This is a genomic window from Peribacillus sp. Hz7 (assembly GCF_042136355.1).
Lineage (GTDB): Bacteria > Bacillota > Bacilli > Bacillales > DSM-1321 > Peribacillus > Peribacillus asahii_A.
On sequence record NZ_JBHHJV010000002.1, the window covers coordinates 136,085 to 161,138 of the forward strand.

Annotated in this window: 20 protein-coding genes; 7 read left to right on the top strand and 13 right to left on the bottom strand. The window is 35.4% G+C overall.

Features of this window, described 5'->3' with window-relative positions; all coding sequences use genetic code 11:
• Positions 1 to 494: 494 nt before the first annotated feature.
• Positions 495 to 4,190, top strand: a complete 3,696-nt coding sequence (locus tag ACE199_RS04210) for a trifunctional glycoside hydrolase family 18/polysaccharide deacetylase/glycosyltransferase family 2 protein (RefSeq protein ID WP_375348966.1) — start codon at positions 495 to 497, stop codon at positions 4,188 to 4,190.
• Positions 4,191 to 4,291: 101 nt separating this feature from the next.
• Here the strand turns inward: ACE199_RS04210 and ACE199_RS04215 are convergent, their stop codons facing one another.
• The 5 genes from ACE199_RS04215 to ACE199_RS04235 form a co-directional block, all read right to left on the bottom strand.
• Entirely contained in the window at positions 4,292 to 5,080 is a 789-nt protein-coding gene (locus ACE199_RS04215) for a hypothetical protein (protein WP_375348718.1), read from the bottom strand.
• A 606-nt stretch (positions 5,081 to 5,686) separates the two neighbouring features.
• Complete coding sequence (locus tag ACE199_RS04220; protein ID WP_127761082.1) at positions 5,687 to 5,914, bottom strand: hypothetical protein; 228 nt, start codon at positions 5,912 to 5,914, stop codon at positions 5,687 to 5,689.
• Between the two features lie 790 nt (positions 5,915 to 6,704).
• Positions 6,705 to 7,205: a nitroreductase family protein gene (locus ACE199_RS04225; protein ID WP_375348967.1), complete on the bottom strand. Its 501-nt coding sequence runs from the start codon at positions 7,203 to 7,205 to the stop codon at positions 6,705 to 6,707.
• Between the two features lie 129 nt (positions 7,206 to 7,334).
• Complete coding sequence (locus tag ACE199_RS04230) at positions 7,335 to 7,670, bottom strand: hypothetical protein (protein WP_375348719.1); 336 nt, start codon at positions 7,668 to 7,670, stop codon at positions 7,335 to 7,337.
• A 558-nt stretch (positions 7,671 to 8,228) separates the two neighbouring features.
• Positions 8,229 to 8,948, bottom strand: coding sequence for a VCBS repeat-containing protein (locus ACE199_RS04235; protein WP_375348720.1), 720 nt, complete (start codon positions 8,946 to 8,948; stop codon positions 8,229 to 8,231).
• 219 nt (positions 8,949 to 9,167) lie between these two features.
• Between ACE199_RS04235 and ACE199_RS04240 the strand changes: the two genes are divergently transcribed.
• Entirely contained in the window at positions 9,168 to 9,659 is a 492-nt protein-coding gene (locus tag ACE199_RS04240) for a hypothetical protein (RefSeq protein WP_375348721.1), read from the top strand.
• Positions 9,660 to 10,425: 766 nt separating this feature from the next.
• Positions 10,426 to 11,823: an ATP-binding protein gene (locus ACE199_RS04245; protein ID WP_375348722.1), complete on the top strand. Its 1,398-nt coding sequence runs from the start codon at positions 10,426 to 10,428 to the stop codon at positions 11,821 to 11,823.
• A 55-nt stretch (positions 11,824 to 11,878) separates the two neighbouring features.
• Here the strand turns inward: ACE199_RS04245 and ACE199_RS04250 are convergent, their stop codons facing one another.
• Complete coding sequence (locus ACE199_RS04250; RefSeq protein WP_375348723.1) at positions 11,879 to 12,868, bottom strand: NADPH:quinone oxidoreductase family protein; 990 nt, start codon at positions 12,866 to 12,868, stop codon at positions 11,879 to 11,881.
• A gap of 238 nt (positions 12,869 to 13,106) precedes the next feature.
• Here ACE199_RS04250 and ACE199_RS04255 point away from each other — a divergent pair, with 238 nt between their 5' ends.
• Complete coding sequence (locus tag ACE199_RS04255) at positions 13,107 to 13,745, top strand: TetR/AcrR family transcriptional regulator (protein ID WP_375348724.1); 639 nt, start codon at positions 13,107 to 13,109, stop codon at positions 13,743 to 13,745.
• Between the two features lie 182 nt (positions 13,746 to 13,927).
• Here the strand turns inward: ACE199_RS04255 and ACE199_RS04260 are convergent, their stop codons facing one another.
• The 3 genes from ACE199_RS04260 to ACE199_RS04270 all read right to left on the bottom strand — a co-directional run bounded on the left by ACE199_RS04260 (position 13,928) and on the right by ACE199_RS04270 (position 15,572).
• On the bottom strand, positions 13,928 to 14,602 hold the full coding sequence (locus tag ACE199_RS04260; RefSeq protein WP_375348725.1) for an NAD(P)H-binding protein: 675 nt from the start codon (positions 14,600 to 14,602) through the stop codon (positions 13,928 to 13,930).
• Between the two features lie 135 nt (positions 14,603 to 14,737).
• Positions 14,738 to 15,202, bottom strand: a complete 465-nt coding sequence (locus ACE199_RS04265) for a hypothetical protein (RefSeq protein WP_375348726.1) — start codon at positions 15,200 to 15,202, stop codon at positions 14,738 to 14,740.
• Entirely contained in the window at positions 15,192 to 15,572 is a 381-nt protein-coding gene (locus ACE199_RS04270; protein WP_375348727.1) for a hypothetical protein, read from the bottom strand. The genes ACE199_RS04265 and ACE199_RS04270 overlap by 11 nt, the downstream gene beginning before the upstream one ends.
• A 532-nt stretch (positions 15,573 to 16,104) precedes the next feature.
• On the opposite strand from ACE199_RS04270, the gene ACE199_RS04275 reads away from it, so the two are divergent.
• Positions 16,105 to 17,673, top strand: a complete 1,569-nt coding sequence (locus ACE199_RS04275) for a bifunctional metallophosphatase/5'-nucleotidase (RefSeq protein ID WP_375348728.1) — start codon at positions 16,105 to 16,107, stop codon at positions 17,671 to 17,673.
• A 404-nt stretch (positions 17,674 to 18,077) separates the two neighbouring features.
• On the opposite strand, the gene rsgA is transcribed toward ACE199_RS04275, so the two are convergent.
• Entirely contained in the window at positions 18,078 to 19,163 is a 1,086-nt protein-coding gene (gene rsgA, locus ACE199_RS04280) for a ribosome small subunit-dependent GTPase A (protein ID WP_375348729.1), read from the bottom strand.
• Positions 19,164 to 19,786: 623 nt separating this feature from the next.
• Between rsgA and ACE199_RS04285 the strand changes: the two genes are divergently transcribed.
• The gene (locus ACE199_RS04285) at positions 19,787 to 20,059 is read left to right on the top strand and encodes a hypothetical protein (protein WP_375348730.1); all 273 of its coding nucleotides are present in this window, start codon (positions 19,787 to 19,789) and stop codon (positions 20,057 to 20,059) included.
• 337 nt (positions 20,060 to 20,396) lie between these two features.
• On the opposite strand, the gene bla is transcribed toward ACE199_RS04285, so the two are convergent.
• From bla to ACE199_RS04300, 3 genes are all read right to left on the bottom strand, one after another.
• Entirely contained in the window at positions 20,397 to 21,329 is a 933-nt protein-coding gene (gene bla / locus ACE199_RS04290; protein WP_375348731.1) for a class A beta-lactamase, read from the bottom strand.
• Positions 21,330 to 21,599: 270 nt separating this feature from the next.
• The gene (locus ACE199_RS04295) at positions 21,600 to 22,010 is read right to left on the bottom strand and encodes a putative periplasmic lipoprotein (protein WP_375348732.1); all 411 of its coding nucleotides are present in this window, start codon (positions 22,008 to 22,010) and stop codon (positions 21,600 to 21,602) included.
• A gap of 384 nt (positions 22,011 to 22,394) precedes the next feature.
• Positions 22,395 to 22,862: a hypothetical protein gene (locus ACE199_RS04300; RefSeq protein WP_375348733.1), complete on the bottom strand. Its 468-nt coding sequence runs from the start codon at positions 22,860 to 22,862 to the stop codon at positions 22,395 to 22,397.
• Positions 22,863 to 23,205: 343 nt separating this feature from the next.
• Here ACE199_RS04300 and ACE199_RS04305 point away from each other — a divergent pair, with 343 nt between their 5' ends.
• Complete coding sequence (locus ACE199_RS04305) at positions 23,206 to 25,038, top strand: dihydroorotate dehydrogenase (protein WP_375348734.1); 1,833 nt, start codon at positions 23,206 to 23,208, stop codon at positions 25,036 to 25,038.
• The last annotated feature ends 16 nt before the right edge of the window (positions 25,039 to 25,054 follow it).

Genomic DNA, 25,054 nt, shown 5'->3' on the forward strand with positions numbered 1-25,054 from the left:
CTGCACCTAAAACCTCTCACCCACGATCTAAGGGCTTGTGGTCCGCTAATGAATAAGTGATGAGCTACATCCAACAGCTATCCAGATATACTTTCCTTCTCATTCATTTCTCAACAAACCTTTTACACTAGATCCATATTTTAATAAGAGATTCCCCCCTACTATTTTCATAGTCCGTATAACACCTCTCTCTTTACCGCTCCATCGGAAGTAATTCAAGTAAAAACCAAAAATATCCTCAATAACCAATTGAAAATTAAAAGAATTTTTTGGCCCACCCCCCAAATTTTAAAATGAATACCTAAACCTTTATTGATAGTCATTTTTTGTCGAAAAAGTTTGTCTGATGGATGAGCAACATTAAGGATCACTTTCGGTTAATGTTCCAATAAATTTTGTAGAGAGATTCATTGTATAAAATCAATCTATTAAATATAATTGTAAATTTTTCGACACTACACCTATGAGGAGGAATCTAATTGAATCGAGTTTTTATGTGGGTTATCAGGTCATTGTTTGCACCTGTCACTGGAAATGCAGGAGCAGTTGCGAGTACACTTGGTTTTTTTCTGGCCTTTTTGCCTTTAGATAGTTTAAGAATTCCATTATTGCTTGCTTTTTCACTTTTGTTGCGTCTTAACATTATCGCCTTATTCCTTGGAACGTTGATTACCATTTTCATTCCTAACATTAGTGATTTACCCTTTCTAGATTTACAAGCATTGGAAGATTACTGGTTATTTTCTTTCCTAGAAGCTAAAGCACAACTTTCGCAAGCGATTGCAGCAGGTGTCCTAGGGGGGGGAATCGGTCTTGTTTGCTATTTTTTCTTCCACTGGTTTTACAATTTAGGGCTGAAAAAAAAGGAGAGAAATCAAGAACATGTTTTTCTTGATCCTGCTAAAAGACGCTGGTCCATTATTAAACGAATAAGTGCAGGCTTTACTGCTTTAATTGTTTTAGTATCGATTTTTTTTATTGAAAGCCTTAATACTAATCCAGCATTTCCTGAACTTCAATTGGATACTAGCACAGCAAAAAGTGGGATTGAGCCGATTAATAGAAGTTTAAGTGAAGAAGAGCTTGCTTCACAGATTCAAAAAACGAAGCCTTCCCCTATTATTCAAGAAAATATGGGTCTGTTGAACAAAAAACAAATAGCTACCAAACAAGAAGTTTATGGTTTTTATGTCAATTGGGACGAGAAAAGCAAAACTTCCTTTAAAAATAATGTTCATTCTATTACAACGTTAGTGCCGGAATGGCTGCAACTTACTTCTAGCCTTACCCTTAAGACCAGTACTGACAACTCTATTGTTGCAGAGGCAAAAGAACATGATGTAAAAATCCTTCCATTAGTTAACAATTTTATTGATAATAAATGGGACGGCGATATACTGCACCGATTATTTACTACTCCCGGTGCTGAAGATCGTTTTATTAAAAACTTGTTAGCTTATGTGAGAACAAATGGCTTTGACGGTATTAATATAGACTTTGAAGAAATTAATCAAAAGGACAAAGCTCATTTCACTCGTTTTATGAATAAAGTTTCTAAAGCATTTCATCAGCATGATCTCATGGTCACAGTGGATGTCCCGCCGAATAACAATAGTTTTGACTATGCTTCTTTAGCAACTAGCGTTGATCGGATGTTCGTCATGCTATATGACCAGCACCACGCCATGAGTAAACCCGGACCGATAGCTCCATCTAATTGGGTAAAAGAAAACTTACAGCAGCTCGATATTCCTTCGGAAAAATTGATTGTGAGTTTAGGAAACTATGGATACGACTGGGAGGAAAACTCTAATCAGCCGGCAGATACGATGACATTCGGGGATATCACGAGTCTAGGAATTAAAACAAATCTCAAAATCCATTGGAATAAAGAAGCAGGCAACCCTTATTTACGCTATAAAAAGAACGGAAAAAAACACATTGTTTGGTTTTTAGATGCTGCTACGTTTTATAATCAAATGAAGTTATCGATAGACAGCGGTTCGAAAGGAATAGCTGTTTGGCGCCTTGGTTCTGAAGATCCTGCTATCTGGAATTACATTAATAAACCAAAGGAAATAGACAATCCATCCAATGCCCTTAAAACCTTGGTCAGTTCTGATCCTGTTCACTATACAGGGGCTGGAGAGATTTTAAAAATTGTGTCTCAATCAGAAAAAGGGAAAAGAACCATTCGGTTAGATTCACATGGATTGATTGAAACCGAAACCTATGTGAAATTACCAAAGCCTTTTCACGTGGCTAGGTATGGAAAATCGGAAAAGAAAGAAATTGTCCTTACCTTTGATGACGGTCCTAATCCAACCTATACAACACAAATATTGGACATTCTGGACAAGAATCATATAAAAGGGACCTTCTTTATAGTTGGAGAGAATGCTATGATGCATCCGGAACTGGTTAAAAGGATGTATAAGGAAGGCCATGAAATTGGCAGTCATACCTTTACCCATCCTAATGTTGCATCCATTACACCATTCCAAACAAAAATGGAGATTAATGCAAATCAACGTTTATTTCAAGCCATTACAGGTCATTCAATGAACCTTTTCCGCCCACCGTTTGAGGCCGATGCAGAACCGAGCACCAACAGTCAACTGTTGCCTATATTGCGGGCACAGGATATGGGTTATACCATGGTTGGTGAATTGATCGACCCCAACGATTGGCAAAAAATTTCTAGTGACGAAATCGTTAAGCGGGTATTGAAGCAACTGCCAGAAGGAAATGTGATTTTGCTGCACGATGCTGGCGGCGACCGCTCCAACACTGTAAAAGCCTTGCCCATTATTATTAAAGAACTTGAAAAGCGCGGCTACACATTTACTACTATTGGTGATCTAATTGGAAAAAGTGATAGTCAAATTATGCCCCCTGTTACGAAGCAGGACAGCCCTTATCTGATCTATGACAAGGCTGTATTTAAGATTATACAAGGCTGGAGTTCAGGCTTAAGCTTCCTATTCTACTCAGCTATCTTTTTAGGAATCTTGCGGCTTGCTATCTTCGTTTTTCTATCTAGAAAGCAGGTAAAAGAGTACAAAGAGATTGAAATCGACCCTAGCTTTACACCTTTTGTAAGTGTCGTTATTGCGGCCTATAACGAGGAGAAAGTCATTTGCAAAACAATTGATTCGATTTTATCCAGCGATTACCCAAACTTCGAGGTACTGATTATCGACGATGGATCAAAGGATGATACTGCCGCTGTTGTTCAAAAAACATATGCAAGTCATCCTCTCGTGAGATTGATTAAAAAAACCAATGGGGGAAAATCTTCTGCTGTTAACCTTGGTTTTAAAGAAGCAAAAGGAGAAATCGTAGTTGCTCTGGATGCTGACACACTCATTGCTGAAAATGCTATCTCACTGCTTATAAACCATTTTAAAAATGAAAATGTTGCCGCTGTTTCAGGTAATGTAAAAGTAGGCAATAAAGGGAATCTCCTTACAAACTGGCAGCATATCGAATATGTGACAGGCTTTAACCTAGAGAGAAGGGCCTTTGCCGCTCTGAATTGCATTACAGTTGTTCCAGGAGCAATCGGTGCATGGAGAAAGACAGCAGTAGAAGAAGCTGGGTACTATAAAGAAGATACCCTGGCAGAGGATACCGATATCACTCTTACTCTTTTACGTCTTGGGAAAAAGATTGAATTTGAAGAAAAGGCTTATGCCTTTACAGAAGTACCAGAGGATATTAAAAGTCTTGAAAAACAGCGTTACCGCTGGGTTTATGGTACATTACAGTGCTTATGGAAACATCGCGGGGCATTATTTAATAAAAAACATAACTCATTAGGGTATATTGGTCTTCCAAACATGTGGATTTTCCAATATATTTATCAAACCATATCACCTATTGCGGATATATTGTTCATTATAGCCCTTTTTGGCAAGAACCCTGGTAAAGCAACCATTGGATTTATACTGTTTTACTTGCTGGATTTCTTTACTTCTCTATATGCGTTTCGATTGGAGAAAGAAAGTCCTAAACCACTAGCTTCCTTGTTTCTACAACGAATTTTATACAAGCAGCTTATGACTTATGTCGTAATAAAATCTATCTTCTCGGCAATAAAGGGAGTAACCGTTGGTTGGAATAAACTAAAAAGAAAAGGAAATGTTACTCAAGAGACCTACATTGCGGAGGTTAAGGAAAAAATATAATAGAATATCTGCACAGGCCTTTCCATTTGGGAAGGTCTTTTTTTATATTGATTTATTACACAAAAAGGACCACCATCTTTTGGTGATCCTTTTTGAAAGAATTACATTTTCTTCTCGTTGTTTTCTTTTTTGTCCTGAGGGCTTATAGCCTTTTCTTTCTTATTCTGAGAGCTTGCAGCCTTTGCTTTTGCGTTTTGAGAAACTTGTTGTCCGTGGTTGGTTGTCTTTTTGGTTGCACTTGTTGTATTAGTTGCCGTCTTCGTTGGTGCAGTTGTTGTCGTTGGTACTTTTGTTTCGGTTATATTCGTTCCCGTTTTCGTTGGTGTAGTTGTTGTCGTTGGTGCTTTTGCTCCGGTTGTATTCGTTCCCGTTTTCGTTGGTGCAGTTGTTGTCGTTGGTGCTTTTGCTCCGGTTGTATTCGTTCTCGTTTTCGTGGGTGTAGTTGTTGTCGTTGATTCTTTTGCTCTTGTTGCATTAGTTGCCGCCGTCGTAGATTCTTTTCCTCTAGTTGCAGCAGACGTTCTAGTTATTGTCGTATTCGTATTAGCAGAATTTGTTATCGTCTTCTCGGTCGATTTTTCCGTATTTTGGTGACTGGCCACTACGGTCGTATTACTCTCGTTTCTATTTTTTATAGCCGCTTGGAAAGCCGAAGTATTATGAGAAAGCTTGGTTTGCACGTCTTTCACATTCGTTGCTGACGTTTGATCTTTCGCCGTTTTTTCCGCTTGGTTAATTACATCTGATTTCTTTGGTACTTCGGATATGGTTAAATCATTTTCTTTTATTAACCGTTTAGAAGATTGATCGACTAACAAGACATTAGCAACAGAAAACGTGACCGATCCCGCTAAAACCATGGCAAGGGCTCCCTTGGTTAGTTTATTCATCTTTATTCCCCTCGTGTTTTTTCTATGATTATATTAAAAGAATACGAACGAACCAAAATGGTTATGGGGGTAGTAAAAAAAACAGAATTTTGAATACTATTAAATCGCTCTCTCACTGCTTCATCTATCGTATTTATACATTAATATCTTCTAATTTCTCTTCGGATTCTTTAATTTCTTTTAACTCGAATACCATTTTCTAAGTACTCTTTAATATGCGGCTTATTAAGCTCTAAACGGTCAATTGATTTAATGATGTTATAAAGGTTTACTTTCGAATTAAATAGGCACTATTTAAGAGCAAAACTATAACTTTATAGGCCTGCATACAAGAAAAAGACTGTCTATAGACAGTCCTGTTCTTGCATTAAAGCACTCTTTAGTTTACGTACATTCTTTCACATTTTTTTAATAAAATACTGATAATCAACAAATACAAAAGACCAAATCACATGCGATTTGGTCTTCTAATCATTAAAAATCGTCGTCATTAGCCCCTCGTATTCGTTCAATGAAATCACTTCTTTGCTAGCCACATGATTCTTTATATTAATAATCAAAACTTTTCTAAAACTAACCATAATAAATTAGAACTACTACATGTGACTAGATTCTCTTTTTAACATCTTCTCTTATTAATTCAATAATATTATCAGATAAATTTGCCGGTAGAGACGTACCATCTTTAAAAATCCATGTATTAATTATTTCAAGGTCTGCTTTTTTAAAAGTAATGCTATAATCTTTATTTTGGTAAGCAAAATCAGTTGTCACGAATTCTTCACCATCAAATTCATCATCAATGATCATTTTATTTATTTGATAAGGCTTCATGATTAATCTCCTCGTTTATCATTCTTTTAATTATAGAGTTAACTTTATATTTATATTTATTCACTATTTTCGACCAACCTGCACAGATTATCAAAAAGAAAAGGCAGCGTCATTCATTATTTATGTAACGCGCTCGTTCAACAAGAATTAATTCTTATTTAAACACTTTGTCTATTTCGTCCTTGTCGTAATCTAATATCCAATCATTGTATACTTTCACTTCTTCAACCGTACAGCCATTATCAGCCAGATTTTAAACAAAAGCTAAATCCTCCATTTCGTTATTAAACAATTCAGCCTGATATATAAAGAAAGAGCGCAATTTCCCCCTCGGAATTGCACTCGATTACCGACAAATATTATTAGATACTACTTATTTTCTTCAAGCTGAGAAGCGCTACTGACCACTCCCATGGCTAAAGCCGATGGGGTTCTTTCTCACAAATATCCCACTTACCACCTTCCATAAGAAGAGGCAGAGGCGAGACTTGGGTGAGCAACACTTGAGAGAAAAACAGTCTTTCAAGAGGGCAAGGTCGGTGCCAACTACGCCGTTCAACCGGCGATACTTGTCTAGGATTACGATACCGCACTCTTTCTATGAAGAGTGTTGGTCGGCAGAACGTTGAACATTTTACGTGACAGACGTTTTTCCTGCCACAACCACCTATGTTCAGTTTTCAAAGAAAATCCTATATACCAAATTATAACATTTCGAATGTGTGATGTACAGAACATATTTTCGGTATTTTATCTGTACACCGCATTTGAGCGAACATTCATCCCATCCCTAAAGGGGGTGCCTGCGCAACGTAATGGGCTTTCTTTTCGCAAAATCTGTAATAACCGTTAACTTTTCTTCAACCGAAGTTCGCTGCTGTGCTTTCGGTGTCATGTCTGGGTAGCCAATTTGCATAATTCCGAAAACCTTCTCACCTGGCTTCACACCGATTTGTGCATGGAATGTTGGTGAATAAATGGTTGGATCCGTATTCCAAAGAATTCCAATCCCACGCTCCCAAGCTGCTAATTGAAAGTTTTGAATACAAGCACTCACCGCAGCAAAATCCTCTTCAAAAATCATTGGTCGTGGATCTGCTTGCATTACAACCACAACGAACGCTGGAATTGAAAGCAATTGTTCAAGCCTTTCTGGCTTCATCGGTCTAGGGAACTTCCCTTTTTCCTTTTCACTTTTTAAAACTTCCACAAGATGCTGCTTTCCCTCATCTAAGAAGACGATAAAACGCCAAGGTTCACGCATTTTATGATTCGGTGCCCAAATCGCAATATCTCATAGCTCTTTAAGCGTATCTAAAGAAATCGGGTCCTTTTTAAACTTTTTAATCGTTCGACGGGAACGGATAACCTCTTCAACAGTCAAATTTGATTCCATATTCATATTTTCAATATCCTCTTTCTAAGCTTCCGTGTTATTTTCAATATCTTTTTTAAATCGTAAATTCGCATATTCCTCGAACTCATATAGCTCAAACAGTTGTACAAACTCATCTATTATCGACTGTGTTGCCTTTAATTCACCAACAATAATTGGATTAACGGATTGCAACTCTGGTGTTTGCAATTGCTTTTTCAGTGTTGCCTGCTTAGTTTCTAAATGCTCTAAAAACATTATCGCACGCTTGCGTCGGAACGTTTTCGCTCCTTCTGATTTTACATCTACATGCTCCCCGCGACGTCCACGATGTCTACCTTCATGATGTTTATTCTGTCCCCTATGTCCTTCATGTCTCATAATACACCCTCCCCTTTGTATACAATTGTATACATTTAAATCCATCTCTATCGTATACAATTGTATACGATGTAGTCAAATACATTTTGTTAATAGTAAATAAAAAGGAAACGTTTCATAAGATTAATTTTACGGAGATTGCTCCATGCTGCATTTATATAAAAAACCGCACCTACTTATGGTACGGTTCTCCGTGATATATCTAAATGAAGTATTTTATTATTTTTTTGCTATTTATCGTGGTTTTAATTTTTACAAGGGGATTTTGTTTTTAGTACAAAGTAGGGATTGGATAACAGGCAACCGTTTCAATAAACCTTTCATCAAAACCATAGAACGTCCAGAATGTACCGTTCCACCTATCTCCTGCAACTTCACCATATTGGAGGTACGTCGGGTAAAACCAAAACCCCTCCCCATTTACTAACCAAACATAAGTGTAGTTATATAACAGTCTATAGAATGTATATAAATCAGCTTTTTCTTTTTACCTAGATAATAATTATTAATAAAATAATAGAATTCTCATGCTTCTAAAACCTCATTAGATAAGTTGCTCTAATATCCCAAAATAGCTACATTCTGATTTTGCAAAACAAATCGATTATCCGACCATCCTAAAGTGTTCAAAATATACCCTAAAGAATCTGCATTATATCTTCCAGCAATTTTTTGATAAGCCAATAGCTCATACCTTTTATCCAAATTAAAGTCAACAGGATATAAGCCACTTAGAGGATTTACAAAACCTGTAATAGGACTTTTCAGTTTACCATTTCCATCATATATTTCAGTTAAATACTCAGTACCTTTTGTTGAAATATCTATCATGTACTTTTTATTATTGATTTTACTGACAACTTCCACTTTGTATTGGTCTTGATAAGTAACGTCATATTGATATTGCTCATTATATACATTGAAATCAAACAGTAAATATTCCATATTTTCCACAAAGGAATAAATATAATGGTACATGATTCCACCACTACCACCTGTAGCAATACTTATTAAAATATCATCTACTCCATTCCCAGTAAAATCCCCTAAGAATACAGTAGGATTGTAGCCAGCATTTTCTCGAAGTGTAACACTTTTTACAGTGCCAGTTCTTCCATCTTGAATGAGCAGAGTAATATTTTGAGTAAATGGACTAGCTGGAGTCTTTATTCCGGTTAAATAAACATTATCAGGCACTCTATCCCCCGTTACATCACCACGAGCAAACGAAACAATATCTTGCTGATTCATAGTTGTCCTAGAATAATAGTTATACATAATAAACTCCTTTTTATGAGGACTAGCATCATCATTTTCTAACAGTCTTAAAGAATCATTGCTCTTTATAACTAGCCTTCATTAAGTAATATCTAATCACCAGCTTCATAAAATTTATAAGGCCAACTGAACTAACATTAAAATATTATACGCACCCCGTCCTCTAGGTTTCCTAAAGAGTGAATTACGTTTATTATTCAACATAAAGGAGGAGGAAAAATGAAGAAATACGATTCTTTTTCTGGTACGATTACCATGATTCAAGATTATTTATTAGGTTCAGATGAGGAATTAAAAGGGTGTTTTAAATTAATGTCCTTATTAAGAGAAGATGGTTCGGTGGTAAATTTTGTTATCAGTCCAACAACATATTTTCTAGACCATGTTATGGTTTCAGTTGGAGACCGTGTAACTGGTTTTTATGATGTCAATGTACCTGTCATTCTTATTTATCCACCCCAATATCAGGCCCTCATTATCGTAAAAGATAGCCCTGATCAAAATGTTAAGGTTGACTATTTTAACAGCCTGCTGGTAAGTAGTGATGGTCAGTTACAATTGAATATCTCTAGTTATACTCCGATATTATTACAAAACAATCAATCCTTCACACTTAGTCCTACAAACCGAAATCTACTTGTTGTATATGGTTCCGCCACATTTAGCATTCCAGCCCAAACTACTCCCTATAAAATCATTGTTTTGTGTTAATTGCATTTAGAAAATTTAAGGGGCGTAGCAGCCCCTTATCGTATATATTTCGTTTTTTTTTTTAAGATTTGAGGTATTTTTTTATCTAATTTGCTCAACAGCCTATAAAGAATATATTAAAACCAACAGTAAATAGGTAAGGAGTAAAGGGTGGACCAAATTTACTAAATCAGGATAACCTTGAGAAAACTCGCTGATTGGCGAGGCTGTTAAGGCGAAGACAGAGATGTAGTTCCACTTACACTTAATTCCTAAAATTGGCCACTACGTCGAATCAGCCACTTGCTAAGCAAGTGGCCTTTTACATTCTGTTACTCATGTATATTGCAGCTTTTTTACAGGAACCATATCTAATTATTTCAATAGTCGTTTTTATATAAAATAACCTCATTTACTTATGGTACGGTTCACCACACTTAATCCTAAAAAATTTCTCTTAATACTAATATATAGAATAAGTAAAACAACTATAATCCCTCATTGCACAACAAAGGCGACCATATAACTATTATACTTCTAATAATATTGATACTTAATCCTAAATATCTTATGATGAAAATACGACTGAAAGCTTTCATGTCAATCATAAGTGGATATTTTATATCGTATATATTCAGCTGGAAACTACTTAATCGGAACATTAAAGGGGAAGAGCTTTTTGATACGGACATCGAACATTAAACGATTTTCAAAGATTTTTGTTATTTATATTTTGATAACAGTGATTCCTGCGCTGATTATCAGCGGCATTTTGGCAGAGCTAAAAATGAAAAAATATGAAAATGAATATAAAGATAGAGCTCAAACGAATGCAAATCTTCATGCAACAAATATAGAGAATTTTATTGGCGAAACAGTCGGACGGTTAGAAATGCTTGCTACCCTGATTAAAGTTCAGCATAGTAGCTTAATTGATATAGAGGAAATTTTTAAGGAAACTCAAGAAAAGGATAAACGTTTTTCAGGCTTTTATTGGGCCAATTCAGAAGGAGACTTATTAATAAGCTCAAATTCACTAAATTCTCCTGTTAATGTCGGTGATCGACCGTACTTTCAGCAAGCACTAAAGTCGGGAAAAACGAGTTTTTCAGAAGCACATATTGGTCGAGTAACAGGGCGTTATATTATGACAATCGCCGTCCCTGTTACTGAGAATGAACAAATTAAAGGTGTATTGCTGGCCAGCTTACGATTAGATGAATTAGAAAATACCATAAAAATGTTATTAAAAGATGAAATGATTGTCGTAACAGATCAATCAGGGAGAACAGTAATAGAGGCAAGCTCATTAACTTCGACGGAAAACCTAGTAGATTATCGTATCGATTTGAAACACCCCTCTTGGATCATTACGGCAAAATTAGGCCCTGAAAATAAGCACTTATATCGTCATACATTTTCCTATTACCTAGTGGCGGTTTTTATTATTATGAATGTTTTACTACTATTAATCTACAACCTTCGACTGAAATTTAAAGTAAAGAAAGAAAAAGAACAAAATGAATATCAAAAACTAGAGTTACTTGGGAATCTAGCTGCTAGCACTGCCCATGAAATAAGAAACCCTTTAACAGGAATAAATGGATTAATTAAACTACTTAGCGAAGAATATTTAGATAAGAAAGCCCAGTATTACTTTGAAGTGATACAAAAAGAAATTATTCGAATAAATGCCATTGTTAGTGAATTACTAGTCCTTGGAAAACCAACTGCATATACATTAAACACCTACAATACAATAGATATCTTAAGAGAAATAGAACCTATTTTACAATCGGAATCTAATTATATGAATGTCCAACTCTCTATTTCCTATCCTGCTGATGATGTGCCTATATCTTGTGTTCAAGATCATATAAAACAGGTGATTCTCAATTTGTCTAAAAATGCTTTACACGCTATGCCCGATGGTGGAAAATTAACGATTTCAATAGAAAGAGACGCTGATTTTTGTTTCATTACGATAGAAGATACTGGTGTAGGTATTCCAAAAGATCGTTTAGATCAAGTCTTTAATCCATTTTTCTCTATGAAGAAGCATGGTTCCGGATTAGGATTAACAATCTGTAAACGAATTATTGACACATATCAAGGAGATATTTCTATTCAAAGTACTCTTAATAAAGGCACTCTCGTCAAAATACGTATACCTCTATCAAAATGATTCAGACTTAACATTGAAAAAGTGACGAGAATTTATATATCTCGTCACTTTTAGGTTATAGTTTCACAATGATTCTTCCGCGAGCATCACCTTTTAGTAATGTAGGCAAAGCATCCGGAAGCTGCTGAAGTGTAACTTCTTGTTGAATTAGTTCTTCTAAATTTGCCGGTTTAAAATCTGTTGCTAGACGATTCCATGTTTTCAATCGTGTCTCCATAGGACAATACACAGAGTCAATACCAAGTAAATTTACTCCTCTTAAAATAAACGGGAAGACTGTTGTCGGCAGCTTTGTCCCAGCTGTTAATCCACTGACCGCAACTGAGCCACCGTACTCGATTTGGCTTAAAACAGAGGCAAGTGGTTCACCGCCAACTGGATCGACAGCAGCTGCCCATTTTTGTTTACCTAATGCTCGAATCTTTCCATCATATACATCTTTACGTGATAGAACCGTAGTTGCTCCAAGTTTCTTTAAGTACTCTTGTTCAGCTTCTTTTCCTGTACTTGCTTCTACTTGATAACCTAGGGTAGATAGAATAGAGACAGCAAAGCTGCCAACTCCACCTGTTGCTCCAGTTACAAGAACAGCTCCTTTGTCAGGAGTTAGATTATTTTCTTCAAGGCGTTGCACGGATAATGCAGCCGTAAAACCAGCTGTTCCGATAATCATCGCTTCTTTTAACGTAAGGCCTTTTGGAAGTGGAACAATCCACTGAGCCGGAATACGAGCGTATTCACTATAGCCGCCGAAATGGGAAACACCAATCTCATAGCTAGTCGCAATGACCTCGTCGCCTTCTTGAAAGCGAGGATCTTCTGAAGAAACTACGACCCCTGCTAAATCAATTCCTGGTACAAATGGATAAGTATTGACAATGTTGCCATTAGGGATACTTGCAAGACTATCTTTATAATTAACGCCTGAATATTGAACACGAATTAGTACTTCGCCCTCTGGTAAATCCTGTAGTGAAAACTGTTGAACCCCTACAGAGAACTGGTCATCTTGCTTATTAACAACTAGTGCATCAAATGATTTCATCTCCACACCTCTTTTATTATTTTTATAGATATTATTATATCTGTATCACTCGTTCATACAATTAATCCCATGAATCGATTATAGTGTTAACTATTTGACCAGTCAATATAATTTTGACCGGTCAGAATAAAATACTCTTTTAAATAGAAATCTCAAGCATTTATCCTTACTATCCATTATTTTGTCCGTTCATTTTTTGTGTATAATGGAACTATTAAAAATAGGATGGTGGATTTTAATGAATAACAAAGCTGAAAAACGGCGCGAACAAATTTTAAGAGCCGCCTTTCAAGCCGTTTCCGAAAAAGGCTTTCATAGCGTCACCCTTCAGGATATTGCCGACTATGCTGACGTAAGCAAAGGGGTGACAAGTTATTACTTTCAAAATAAAGAAGATGTTTTTCGTCACCTGCTGGAGTGGGTTACTGAAAAAATTTATAAAAATGAACATGCAGCAATCAGTAAGGAGCACAATGCACTTGATAAGTTGCGTGCCTATGTCCATGCAGCTTTTGCCAATCCGAGTGATAACCGTAAATTTTACCGAGTGTATCTTGAATTTCTCGCTCAAGCGAACCACAATGAACAATTTCGTCAAACTAATGACCGGTTTTATGAAAATTGTTGGTCAATCGGGCGCGAAATTATCCAGCTAGGTCAAAAAGAAGGAACATTTGCTAATGTTGACATTGATAAAGCCTCTTACACAATTCGTGCTTTGATAGACGGATCCCTTATTCAATGGTTGATGCAAAACAACGATCAATTACACACATTCTATCGCGATAATTGCCTAGAAACTCTATCCAATTATTTGACAAATAAAAATAATCAACTTAGCTTTACATCTGAAGAAGAAAAAGGAACCACTATCTAAAATCTATACTCGAGTCCTTTACTGAATATATGTCTTTATGTTCATACTAATTAACAAGCGCCCCCACCTACTCATTGGACTATCGCCCTTCACATTCCTTGAGGTAGGGGTATTCTCGCCTATTTTTCGTAATATTAACTAACTTAAAGATCTTTGCCTTTATATAGATAAAGATTGTCATTTTATATTTCTTTACTATTATTTAAAATTTGATTCGACTCATAAACAAACTCGCCTATGCGATTTTGTTTCGCAATCTGGTACATCGCTTGAGCTACATCTTTTGCTTGAATTGGTTTGTATTTTCTTAACTTTCCTATTAAAAGCGGTAAAAATATTGGACTAACCATCTCTGCAAATCTTTCTCCCAAGCGAAATTCATTTCGTTTCCCAAGCAATAAAGATGGTCGAAAGATATGTAAAGATGGTAGCTGAACTTGTTTTAAAGCCTCTTCAATTACTCCTTTTACACGATTGTAAAAAATGCGCGACTGACTATTAGCCCCCATTGCAGATATAATTAAAAATTGCTTAGCACCTTTCTTTTTGGCTAACTTCGCAGCTTTAAGCGGATATTCAAAATCAACTTTTTTAAACGCTTCCTGAGATCCAGCCTTTTTAATTGTTGTTCCAAGGCAGCAGAACACATCATGTACAGCAAACTCTTCCTCGTACTTTTCTAATGCATCGAAGTCTACCAGTCTTTGGGTAAGTTTTGGATGCTTTATAGATATCGGTTTACGAACCAATGCTTTTACATTTTCATAAGTATTGGATTGCAATAATATATGTAATAGTTCATTCCCTACTAGTCCAGTTGCACCAACAATTAATGCTTTTCTCTTTTCTGTATTCATTTTTATCACTTCCCTGTTTCAAAGTAAAACAAGTATATGAAACATTCTATAAATACGCAATTAATGGCATCAAAAAACGACTACCTATTATAGATAGTCGTTTAATTAATAGATGTACTGTCATTTTAAATAGAATCATTTAAATATGACAGATATAATCTCTTCTGTCGTCATGTCACTTTGTACCACATATGTACCAGGACGCAAATTGTTTTCCACACCGCTTTTTTCAACTTCGTCAAAGAAAACCTGTCCACTTTTAATAATTCTTGCTCGCTGTAGAGCTTTACCAACATCAATACTTGTCATCCCTTTAGAAACTTTCAGCACTGTGCGGTATACAATCTTTTCTTTTGTTTCTGTTTCTGTTTCCGCTTTATCTTTGCTAGATTTCACTTCAGCAAGTTGCTCTTCCCACTCTTTTTCTGTATGGACGACATATCCTTCAGAAGATAGCAAGTCTTTCATCTCGTCTTTTGAAAGTTGTTCTGTAGTCTGTGTGCTCGCCGCTTCAGTAGATCCAAAGAAGTATACTATACCGCACAAACCTGTTGCAACAAGAAGGCCTCCGGCAAAGCTGCGCATTGATTTAGATGTCATTGGCAACGCTTCCCCTTTCCTGCTTTGTTTTTACATAAGGAGCAATCAACCGTTCTATTTCATTCGTATTCTGCCCCGTTTTCATTGCTATACTTTCAACTGAATACCCACGTTTATGTAAGTCGAGTACTTCACGCAACAAAATCCGCTGTTCAGAAGAAGCTGCCATTATACCAGCTTCTTGTGCTGTAATTTCAGCATCTATCTCAAGAGTCCGAATTTTTTCTTGTAGTTGATTCACTTCCTCCCCAAAAGTAAGAGAAATTTTTTCCAGATGGTCTTCAACTTTTGGTGAATCCGTTTTAATAAACGACAAAATGAACAGTATCACTGCGGCACCAAACAAAATGGCTAACGCCCATGCCATCATTCTATGTCCCTCCCTAACCTCAATCTATTATCTCGCTTCCTTATTATATATTGATTTAATCGAGAATTCGATTTAAAACAACAAAATACCACAATAGTCATTGTATTTATGTTTCCGAAAAAGGCCTAAGTAGTATATTCCTAAATATTTCACTAGTTATCATACTCACTTTGATATAAGGCTTATCAGACGAGGACTATAGTACCATTTAAAAAAGACTAGTTATTAATAGCCTTGTTCGATATATGGAGAATTGAGATGTATTAAAAATATGTCTATCGAAAGTCTAACATATCAGATTATATAAACAAATAATTAGTACTTTTATTTGAACGAGAACAGATTTAAGGAAATTAATAGATAAATATAATTTTTTAAATTCGGATGAAAGGCGCGTAGCCTTAACAGTGGTTGCGATTTTTTTAATACTTATGTTAGATTGAAAAATAACCTCAGCAGCACCTTTTTCTTTCGTTAAAACCAAAAATAGAACCACCCATACTTTTAGACTTATCAGAAAGAAGGAGAAACGATGCCAAACGATTTTACGATTCGCTTATTAGTAACAAGCGATATTCACGGATACATTTATCCGACTGCATACCGGAATCATACGGAAAAAAACTTTGGATTAGCCAAAATAGCGACTATTATTAAAGAAAAAAGAATGAAAGAAAAGATATTATTACTAGATAACGGTGACTTAATTCAAGGAAGTCCTTTAACCTATTATCATGCTAAATACAAACCAAATACTGAAAATCCTATTATTAAAATCGCTAATTCTCTCCAGTACGATTTGGCTATTTGCGGTAATCATGAATTTAATTATGGTTTGGATTATTTAAAAGACGCTATTCAACAATCCACTTTTCCATGGCTGTCTGCAAATATTATCAATTCATCAACTAAGGAGCCTGCCTTTGGAACACCTTACACAATAAAAGTAATCGATGAAGTCAAAATAGCTATTCTCGGTATCACGACTCATTTCATTCCAAATTGGGAAGAGAAAAAAAATATTGAAGGTCTACAATTTAACGATGCTTTACTCACCGCAAAATGGTGGGTCAGTCACATCCGTCAAAAGGAAAAACCAGATGTAATAATTGTTTCCTATCATGGAGGGTTTGAACGGGATTTACAAACAGGGGAACAAACAGAACGGCTAACAGGAGAAAATCAAGCCTATGCTATATGCAAAGAGTTAGAAAGTATAGATATTTTAATCACAGGTCATCAGCACCGTACACTGACAGGAACAATCAATGGCATTACATTCCTACAACCCGGTCATCACGGACGTTATATAGGTGAAATATGTATAAAGGGAACAAAACAAGAAGGATCCATTTCAAGTATAAACTGCTCTGCCAATTTAATCGAAATAGACGAATCTATCCAGGCAGATCAAGAAACACTTTCCTTCATAAATGATTTTCAAGAAGAAACTCAAAAATGGCTTGATCAATCAATAGGAACAGTCATTGGAGACATGACCATTAAAGACGTACTGCACACACGTCTACAGGATAATCCATATATCGAATTTATTAACAACGTACAAATGAACGCTAGCGGAGCTGCTATTTCAAATACGGCCTTATTCACCAATGAATCTCTAGGTTTCCAAACAAACATCACAATGCGTGATATTGTATCCAATTATATTTATCCAAACACATTAAAAGTCATCCGGATAAGCGGTCAGGATATTAAAGAGGCTCTTGAGCAAACCGCCCAGTATTTCACTATCGAAAACGGAAACATAACGGTTAATCCTGCTTTTTCATATCCAAAACCACAGCATTATAATTATGACATGTGGGAAGGTATTGAATATGAATTAAAAATTTCAAACCCTATAGGCCAACGCGTTATTCACCTAAATCACCAAGGAGCACCATTGCAGCTCGATCAACAATATGATGTGGTCATGAACAGCTACCGTGCTAGCGGAGGCGGTAACTTCAATATGTTTAAAGGAAAGCCTGTTATAAAAGATATACCGATTGATATGACTGAGCTTATTGCCGACTACATACGAGAAAGAAAAATCATTAAAGCAACTTGCAACAATAACTGGAAGGTTGTTTTATGATTCTTATGCAAAGCAATTAAAAGAATAATCAGAATTATATTTAGGTTAAATCCTTTAAACCCAATAAAATGAAAGGAAGGAACATATTGTACATATCAAATATGTTTCTTCCTTTTTTACTGTAGCTTTGAAATAAAGTTTAATCAAAAGCACCTCACAAACCGGTATTTTACAATAAATAAAAAGAATCCATTTTGAAAAAAGATTGATCAAAATGGATTCTTATCTAGTAGATTTAAATCTTGTTTTTATAAAAAAGTTTGATCATTTCTGTGATTCTTATTCCATTAAAGCGCCCTATAATGGAATAACTTGATAAACGTTAACATTTCTATCCAAACGATAAAGTAACGACTCAACATTGAGCCGTTACCCAAATCTTCATTTCAAACATTTCTAGGACTTCATCTTCTTTTATTTCTATTTTGTTCTTTGATGAATTTCCTAGCGTTTTTCATGCCACCCATACCACTAAACATTTCACTTATCTTTTCTTTTTCAATCATTTTAGAATTCAAGCCTTCATACTTCGTTTCCCTTTTAAGTTTCCGATAATTTTCAAGCCTTTCAACTGACAAAGTGCCATCTTTTATTGCTTTTTGCACTGCACAGCTTGGCTCATTCTTGTGAGTACAGTCGTTAAATCTACATTGGGAAGCAAGACTATCAATATCAGCAAAGGATTTCGTTAAATCCGCGCTAATAATCCCAAGTTCCCTCATACCCGGAGTATCTATAACAACACCTAAATTCGGCAACATAATCAGTTCACGCCTTGTAGTAGTGTGTCTACCCTTATCATCATTTCTTATCCCATTTGTGTCTAATATATTTTGACCGAGCAGACAATTTATTAAGGTTGATTTTCCAACTCCAGATGATCCTATAAACGCTACTGTGTTACCATTAGAAAGATACCTTGTTAACGATTGATGCCCTTTATCAGAAGTACTTGTTGTAACAAGCACCTCTACACCTATTGCAACAGAAGATATTTCGTTAAGCCTTACCTCTATTTCCTTACATAAATCTGATTTTGTAAGTACAATAACTGGTATTGCACCACTGTCCCAAGCAATCGAAAGGTAACGCTCTAGTCTACGAAGATTAAAATCATTGTTCAGTGACATACAAATAAAAACTGTATCAATATTTGCAGCGACAACCTGAATATCTTCCTTAGAACCTGCCACTTTACGCGCAAAAACACTTTTCCGTGTAAGTATGTGGTGAATAATTCCGTTTCCCTGTGAATTATCTGTTCTATCGACCATAACAAAATCTCCAACGGAAGGATATTGGGAAAGTTCTTTTACACTGTAGTGAAATTTCCCTGATATCTCAGCAGCAATCTCACCATTTTCCGTAATCACCTTAAATAAATTTTTAGATTGCGTTGAAACTCGACCAATAAAAAGATTTTTATATATTTTAGACTCCTGTATAAATTCTTCAGTAAGTCCTAGATTTTTCATATTAATAATATTCAACTTCATTTCCTCCTAAAGTTTAGATCATATCCTTTGGGAGGTTCTATGCAGGAATTTATTTTGCACATACCTCCCCAATTGTTACAATCTCAACGTTTTGCTTGCTATACATAAAAACAACATCTCCTTTCCATACCTTATAAGTATTACTATATCACAATGTACAACCATTCTTAATTACGAACCTAGGAATAGGTCCCCATGTAATATCGATGAAAGTCTGAATTTAAAATTAATATATACAACAATATGGCCCGATTGTTGAATAGAATGACTCACATTTAAATGCCTTTATTATTTTTTAAACGACTTTATTGTAAATTAAACAACTTTATTATCTGTATACATGAAATCTGAAGGGATTGGGAGAAAACGAGAGAACATGATCTTAGATTATAAGAACGATTTTTCGATTATTTCCCACACACAAAACCCCTGAATTTGACCGATTTTGGTCGGATTTAGGGGTTGACTCGTTCTTTGGCTTCCATGATGGCATCTTATGTGAACTAGATTTGTATAGAGTATTCATTTGATTCTTGTATGTTGTTCAGTAAACAGGCCAGATAGTTCAATAAGTAATTAGGGATATATGGTAATTTATATTGGAGGGGGGATGGAAAATGAACTATGAGATATATGCAGTAATCATTTTAGTGATAGGAATAACAATTGCTATTTGGCGAAGTATCAATAAATCAAAAGAATCAAAGTACAGAGTTTGGGGAATAACCACAATGTTCATATTTTCTCCTATACTTTCGTGGTTAGTTGGTAGTTTTTATGGAATGAGTGAGGGCAGTGGGTTTGCAATGATAGGCGTTCTTATTGTTATGTTCCCAATTCTGTTTATAGTAGGTGTGGTTCTTTACTGGATAGGTAGTAAAGAAAAGTAATCTTAATATTTGTTCAATCAAAAGGTGCTAAGGAGATGTAATTTGTAGCTTTGAAATAAAGTTTGATCAAAAGCACTTCACAAACCGGTATTTTACGATAAATAAAAAGAATCCATTTTGAAAAAAGATTGATCAAAATGGATTCTTATCTAGTAGATTTAAATCTTGTTTTTATAAAAAAGTTTGATCATTTCTGTGATTCTTAATCCATTAAAGCGCCCTATTACGGAATAAGAATAACATATTTCTATCTGCCTATTTTACATAATCAGATGTTATAGGCATTAGCCTATTAAAAAAAGGCTACTTAACGTAACCTTTTTTAGTACAAGCATTTTTATTTATTTTTGACTTTGAGAGCCTTAATTACTTCTTTTGTTGCCTCAGCAATAAGCTCGTCGTTATAATCAGCATCTTTTTTATCACGACTTGAAAGTACAGCAAGAACAATAGGGTCTCCTTTTGGTGGCCAAATGATTGCAATGTCATTTCGTGTACCATATGATCCTGCTCCAGTCTTATCAGCCACTTCCCAATCTTTCGGCACTCCAGCACGAATTAACGTATCTCCAGTAGTATTTCTCTTCATCCAATCTATTAAAAGTTCACGTTTCTCAGTTGGAAGTGCATCTCCCAGTGTAAAAGCCTGAAGACTAGTTGCAAGTGCTCTTGGTGTACTCGTATCATGAGTTTCACCTGGATTAACTTCATTTAAATCAGGCTCAAATCGCTCAGGGTTGGTAACATTATCACCAATTCCCTCCAGTGCTTTCTTAAATCCAGTTGGTCCCCCCAGTTGTTTAAGGATAAGGTTTCCAGCAGTATTATCACTGTATCGAAGAGAAGCATCGGAAAGCTCCTTAAGAGTCATCCCCGTATCAACATGCTTTTCTGTAATCGGATTATAATTAACAAGATCCTCACGTGTATAGGTAATTCTTTGATTAAGGTCTTCTATTGATTTCTGTTGTAAAAGTACTCCTACAGCTAGAGCTTTATGAGTAGATGTATAAGCAAAACGCTCATCTGGATGATAAGTTACTGTTTGGTTTGTACCAGTATCCAACGCAAAGACACCAAGTTTAGCATCAAATTTTTCTTCAAGCTTGGCAAAACCATGATTATAGGTAGTTTCCTGTTTTTTGGGTTTAGTTAATTCAGCATGAACGTTATTGTTTGAACAGCCTACAAGCGTTGCACATGAAAAAAATAATACAGGCACAATTTTTCTAAATGTGGAAGTACTAAAAATGCTACTCAATGATTTCATTAAAATTTAACCTCTTTCTAAAAAATTTTTATTACGTATTCCTTTCCAAAGGAATTACTAACAAAGCTATTTTATCACTTCCCATTACTTACACACTTCCAAGTGGTACGAGGCATACGTTGATTTTTCAAGAAAACTGCCCTTTAATTGAACTACTAATATTTTCTATTTTCGTTAACACAAACCCTTCATAATTCCGTTAAAAAACGCTTTTCCTTGTTCAGGAAAAGCGCCCGTTTGTGGAAGATCGTTATTAAAGGAAAGCCCCCGTTACTTTAATAAAGCATTTTTTAGATTTTGTGAATTCTCTTTATCTAATGTTCCATATCCTTCTTTTTCATTGTTGCTGATAATTTCTGCTGTTTCATTTTCGTTAAACCAAATTCGATATTCATAGAGCCTCTCTGGCATGTTTTCATCGTATGTGTAAAATAGAGTAGCGAAGACATCCTCTTTTCTCGCCATTGACACTTTTGTGTTAGGCTCCCATTTCACATGTTTTAAAGATTTACTTATCATATCGATTTTTTCTTGGGCTGTAATCATCACAACCTCTCCAGCATTGCCTTCTTCATTTACTTGTTGAACATCCACTCTTGTTAATGGTTCTTCTTTTTCAGAACAAGCGACAAGTAACAAACTCGAAACAAATAAAAAGGTCAAACTGATGATTTTTTTCATTTTTAAACACCACCTCTTCTTGATTTTACTATATATGGTTATTGTGCTAACCTGTTTTGTTAGTGGAACAAGAAAAAGAGTTGCAACAGCAACTCTAAAAGACTCATTGTTTAAGAAATACTCAACAATTTTAGTCAACTTGGATATTAACGTTGATGTCTTTTTGATTTTTTCCTTTGATACAAATAAATTGTTTGAAGTAATAAAATGATAATAAAAGCTAAATCAAAATAATCTGCATAATCCTTATATAAAAATCTGCCAATAACTATAATACCAAGTATAAATAAAAAATAAGGGTAAAGATTAGGTATCCTCCGCAAGATTAACACCATCCAAAAATCCATAATATATCTTAACAATGGCAATCTGACTTTATGTTTGCTAATTATTTTTTTCTTCCCAAACTTTCATTAAATTATTGTGAAATTCCTTTGGCTTTTCGATTAAAATCCAATCAATTGAATGTGCAGGTGTTGGCAGTAACTTCTTACGACGCATTCTTATTTTTTCGTGATTTGTATAGTGAGGGTAAATTACAGTAGCCTTTGAAAAACTGGTGGTACTACTTTTAAAAGATTGAATGTCTTCAATTTCATCCCAATAAACCTTATTTCCTTTTAAGTCGATTACAATTCCTTCATCATCCCAATAAAATCCTTTACCTTCATTTCTTTTTCGCCAAAGATAAATTGAAGAACCTATCGTGAAAGTTGAAAAAATAACCATCAAAATTGACACAATGGGGGCAGCCCTTAAGGCCATAATGGACAATATAAACAATAATATTCCTGCAACCATAAAAAACAATATTAATAGCAGAGATATTCTGTACAATCTTACTTGTCCCACAAAATAACAACACCTTTTTAAATTTGATTTATAGCTATTTTATCAGTTGTTCCTCTTCAATTAAATGACCCATTACTTTAAGTACATTCCTTCACAATCTGGCCCTAAAATGAAAAAAGCGCTGATCCTTATTACAGGAAAGCGCCTGATTGCGAAAAATCAAAGGCCGCTGAAGCTGTGGCACATTTATTGAGCTTTAGCACCAGTTCATTAAATAACAGAAAAGGAAAGTTTATGCTTTGTAGCTATACATGCTAGAATTAAAGGGGGAAAAATAAATGAGTGACTTAAGATCGATATAGTAAAAAGGTTAGCCTAAATTAATGTTTAGAAGGTGTTGTTTATGCCAGACTGGTCTTATCATCCATTGAAAAAACTTGTACTAGATAAAATAAAACCGAAAACAAGCCGAGAGTTTATTCATAAATCCATGAGTACAATAGCATCCATTCCTGGTGGTCCGGATCTTATTGGATTTTTAGGGCATATGAAGCCCCCACGGGAATTCCAAAAGGAAATTTATCATACTAGATTTCCTTCTCCAATTGGGTTAAGTGGCCATATTGATCCTAATTTGTCAGGTATTAACGCCTTCCAAGAGTTAGGCTTCGGATTTGTAGAAATTGGACCAATCGTGTTAAACGAACCTAAAGAACAAAGAGAACCCAGAAGGGAAAATAGTCATATCCTGTTTTCTGATTATCAAGAGAAGGTTCCTCTCAAACTAGCGATTAAAAAATTAACAAGCCTGAATATCCGAATTCCTATATTTGCTAAGCTAGATGCACAAGTAAAAAGAAATGAATGGGACATAATTGTACAACATTTAACACCTTTTGTGGACGTTTTCATAGGAACAAGTGAGCAAATTAACTCATGCGTAGATAAAAGTGTAATGTGTTTGGAGCGTTCCTTTTATGTATCTTTTTACGCTGATGAAATTAACAATAAAATATTAGAAATAGGGAAATCAATACAGCATACATGTATTGGTGGTATAGTCATAAATGCCCCTCGTCAAACTAAGGACAGCTATTGGCATGAAGTTGCAAATGCAAATGAATGCCTAGTTAAAACGGTTAAACAGATTAAAGAGCTACACCCTGAGCTAATGGTCATAACCTCTGGTGGGGTGGAGGCACCGGAGGAGGCTTGTGCTTTAGTTCGTGCTGGTGCAGATCTGTTAATGCTAACAGATGGCTATGTAAAAGCTGGACCAGGGCTACCAAAGCGAATTCATGAACGATTATTATATGAAGAAGTCCAACCTATTAAAAACCAAAACTGGTACTGGTCATTCCTGTTTGGTCTCTCCATCCTAATTGGAGGAATTATTGCCTTATATTTTGCACTTACGAGTATTATCCTCCCCTATGACGAATCGTTTATCGGACTGACAAAAGCTGATATCTTACAGGTAAATCCACTCATCTTATCATTTATGGCACATGATAGGATGGCACTAGCTGGAACGACGGTATCCGGAGGAATATTGTATATCCAGCTTGCACGAAACGGAATTAAATACGGCATGCATTGGACAATGGTTGCTTTTCACAGTGCAGCAATCCTGGGATTTCTCGGTATTTTTCTTTTTATCGGCTTCGGTTACTTTGATTGGTTACACGGTTTATTTTGGCTTTTTTTATTGCCGATATATTATTTTAGCTTTAGGGAAGGAAAAAGAGTCACAGGTACCCCATATTCCATTCATGAAAAAAATGATAGAGCGTGGCAATACGGGCTATATGGACAGCTCATGTTTATTATACTAGGATTTTTGATATTAGTAGGCGGTATAGTTATTTCCACAATAGGTATTTCCAAAGTTTTTGTGTCAACTGATTTAAGCTTCTTGTGTATGTCACCGCAGATGTTAGATAGTATTAGTAATAATTTGATTCCTGTTATCGCACATGACCGAGCAGGATTTGGCAGTGCCCTTGTAAGTGTTGGTTTGCTTGTTCTAATGCTTTCCTTGTGGGGTTTCAGAAAAGGGGAACGTTGGGTTTGGAATACCCTTGCTGTCGGGGCATTACCTGCGTTTATAGCGGGGATTGGAACGCATATATATATTGGATATACAACCTTTATACATTTACTTCCCGTTTACTTTTTAGTAATTTTATATTTATTAGGATTAGTATTATCTTATCCTTTCTTAAAAATGAAATAAAGGAGCCGTATCTACA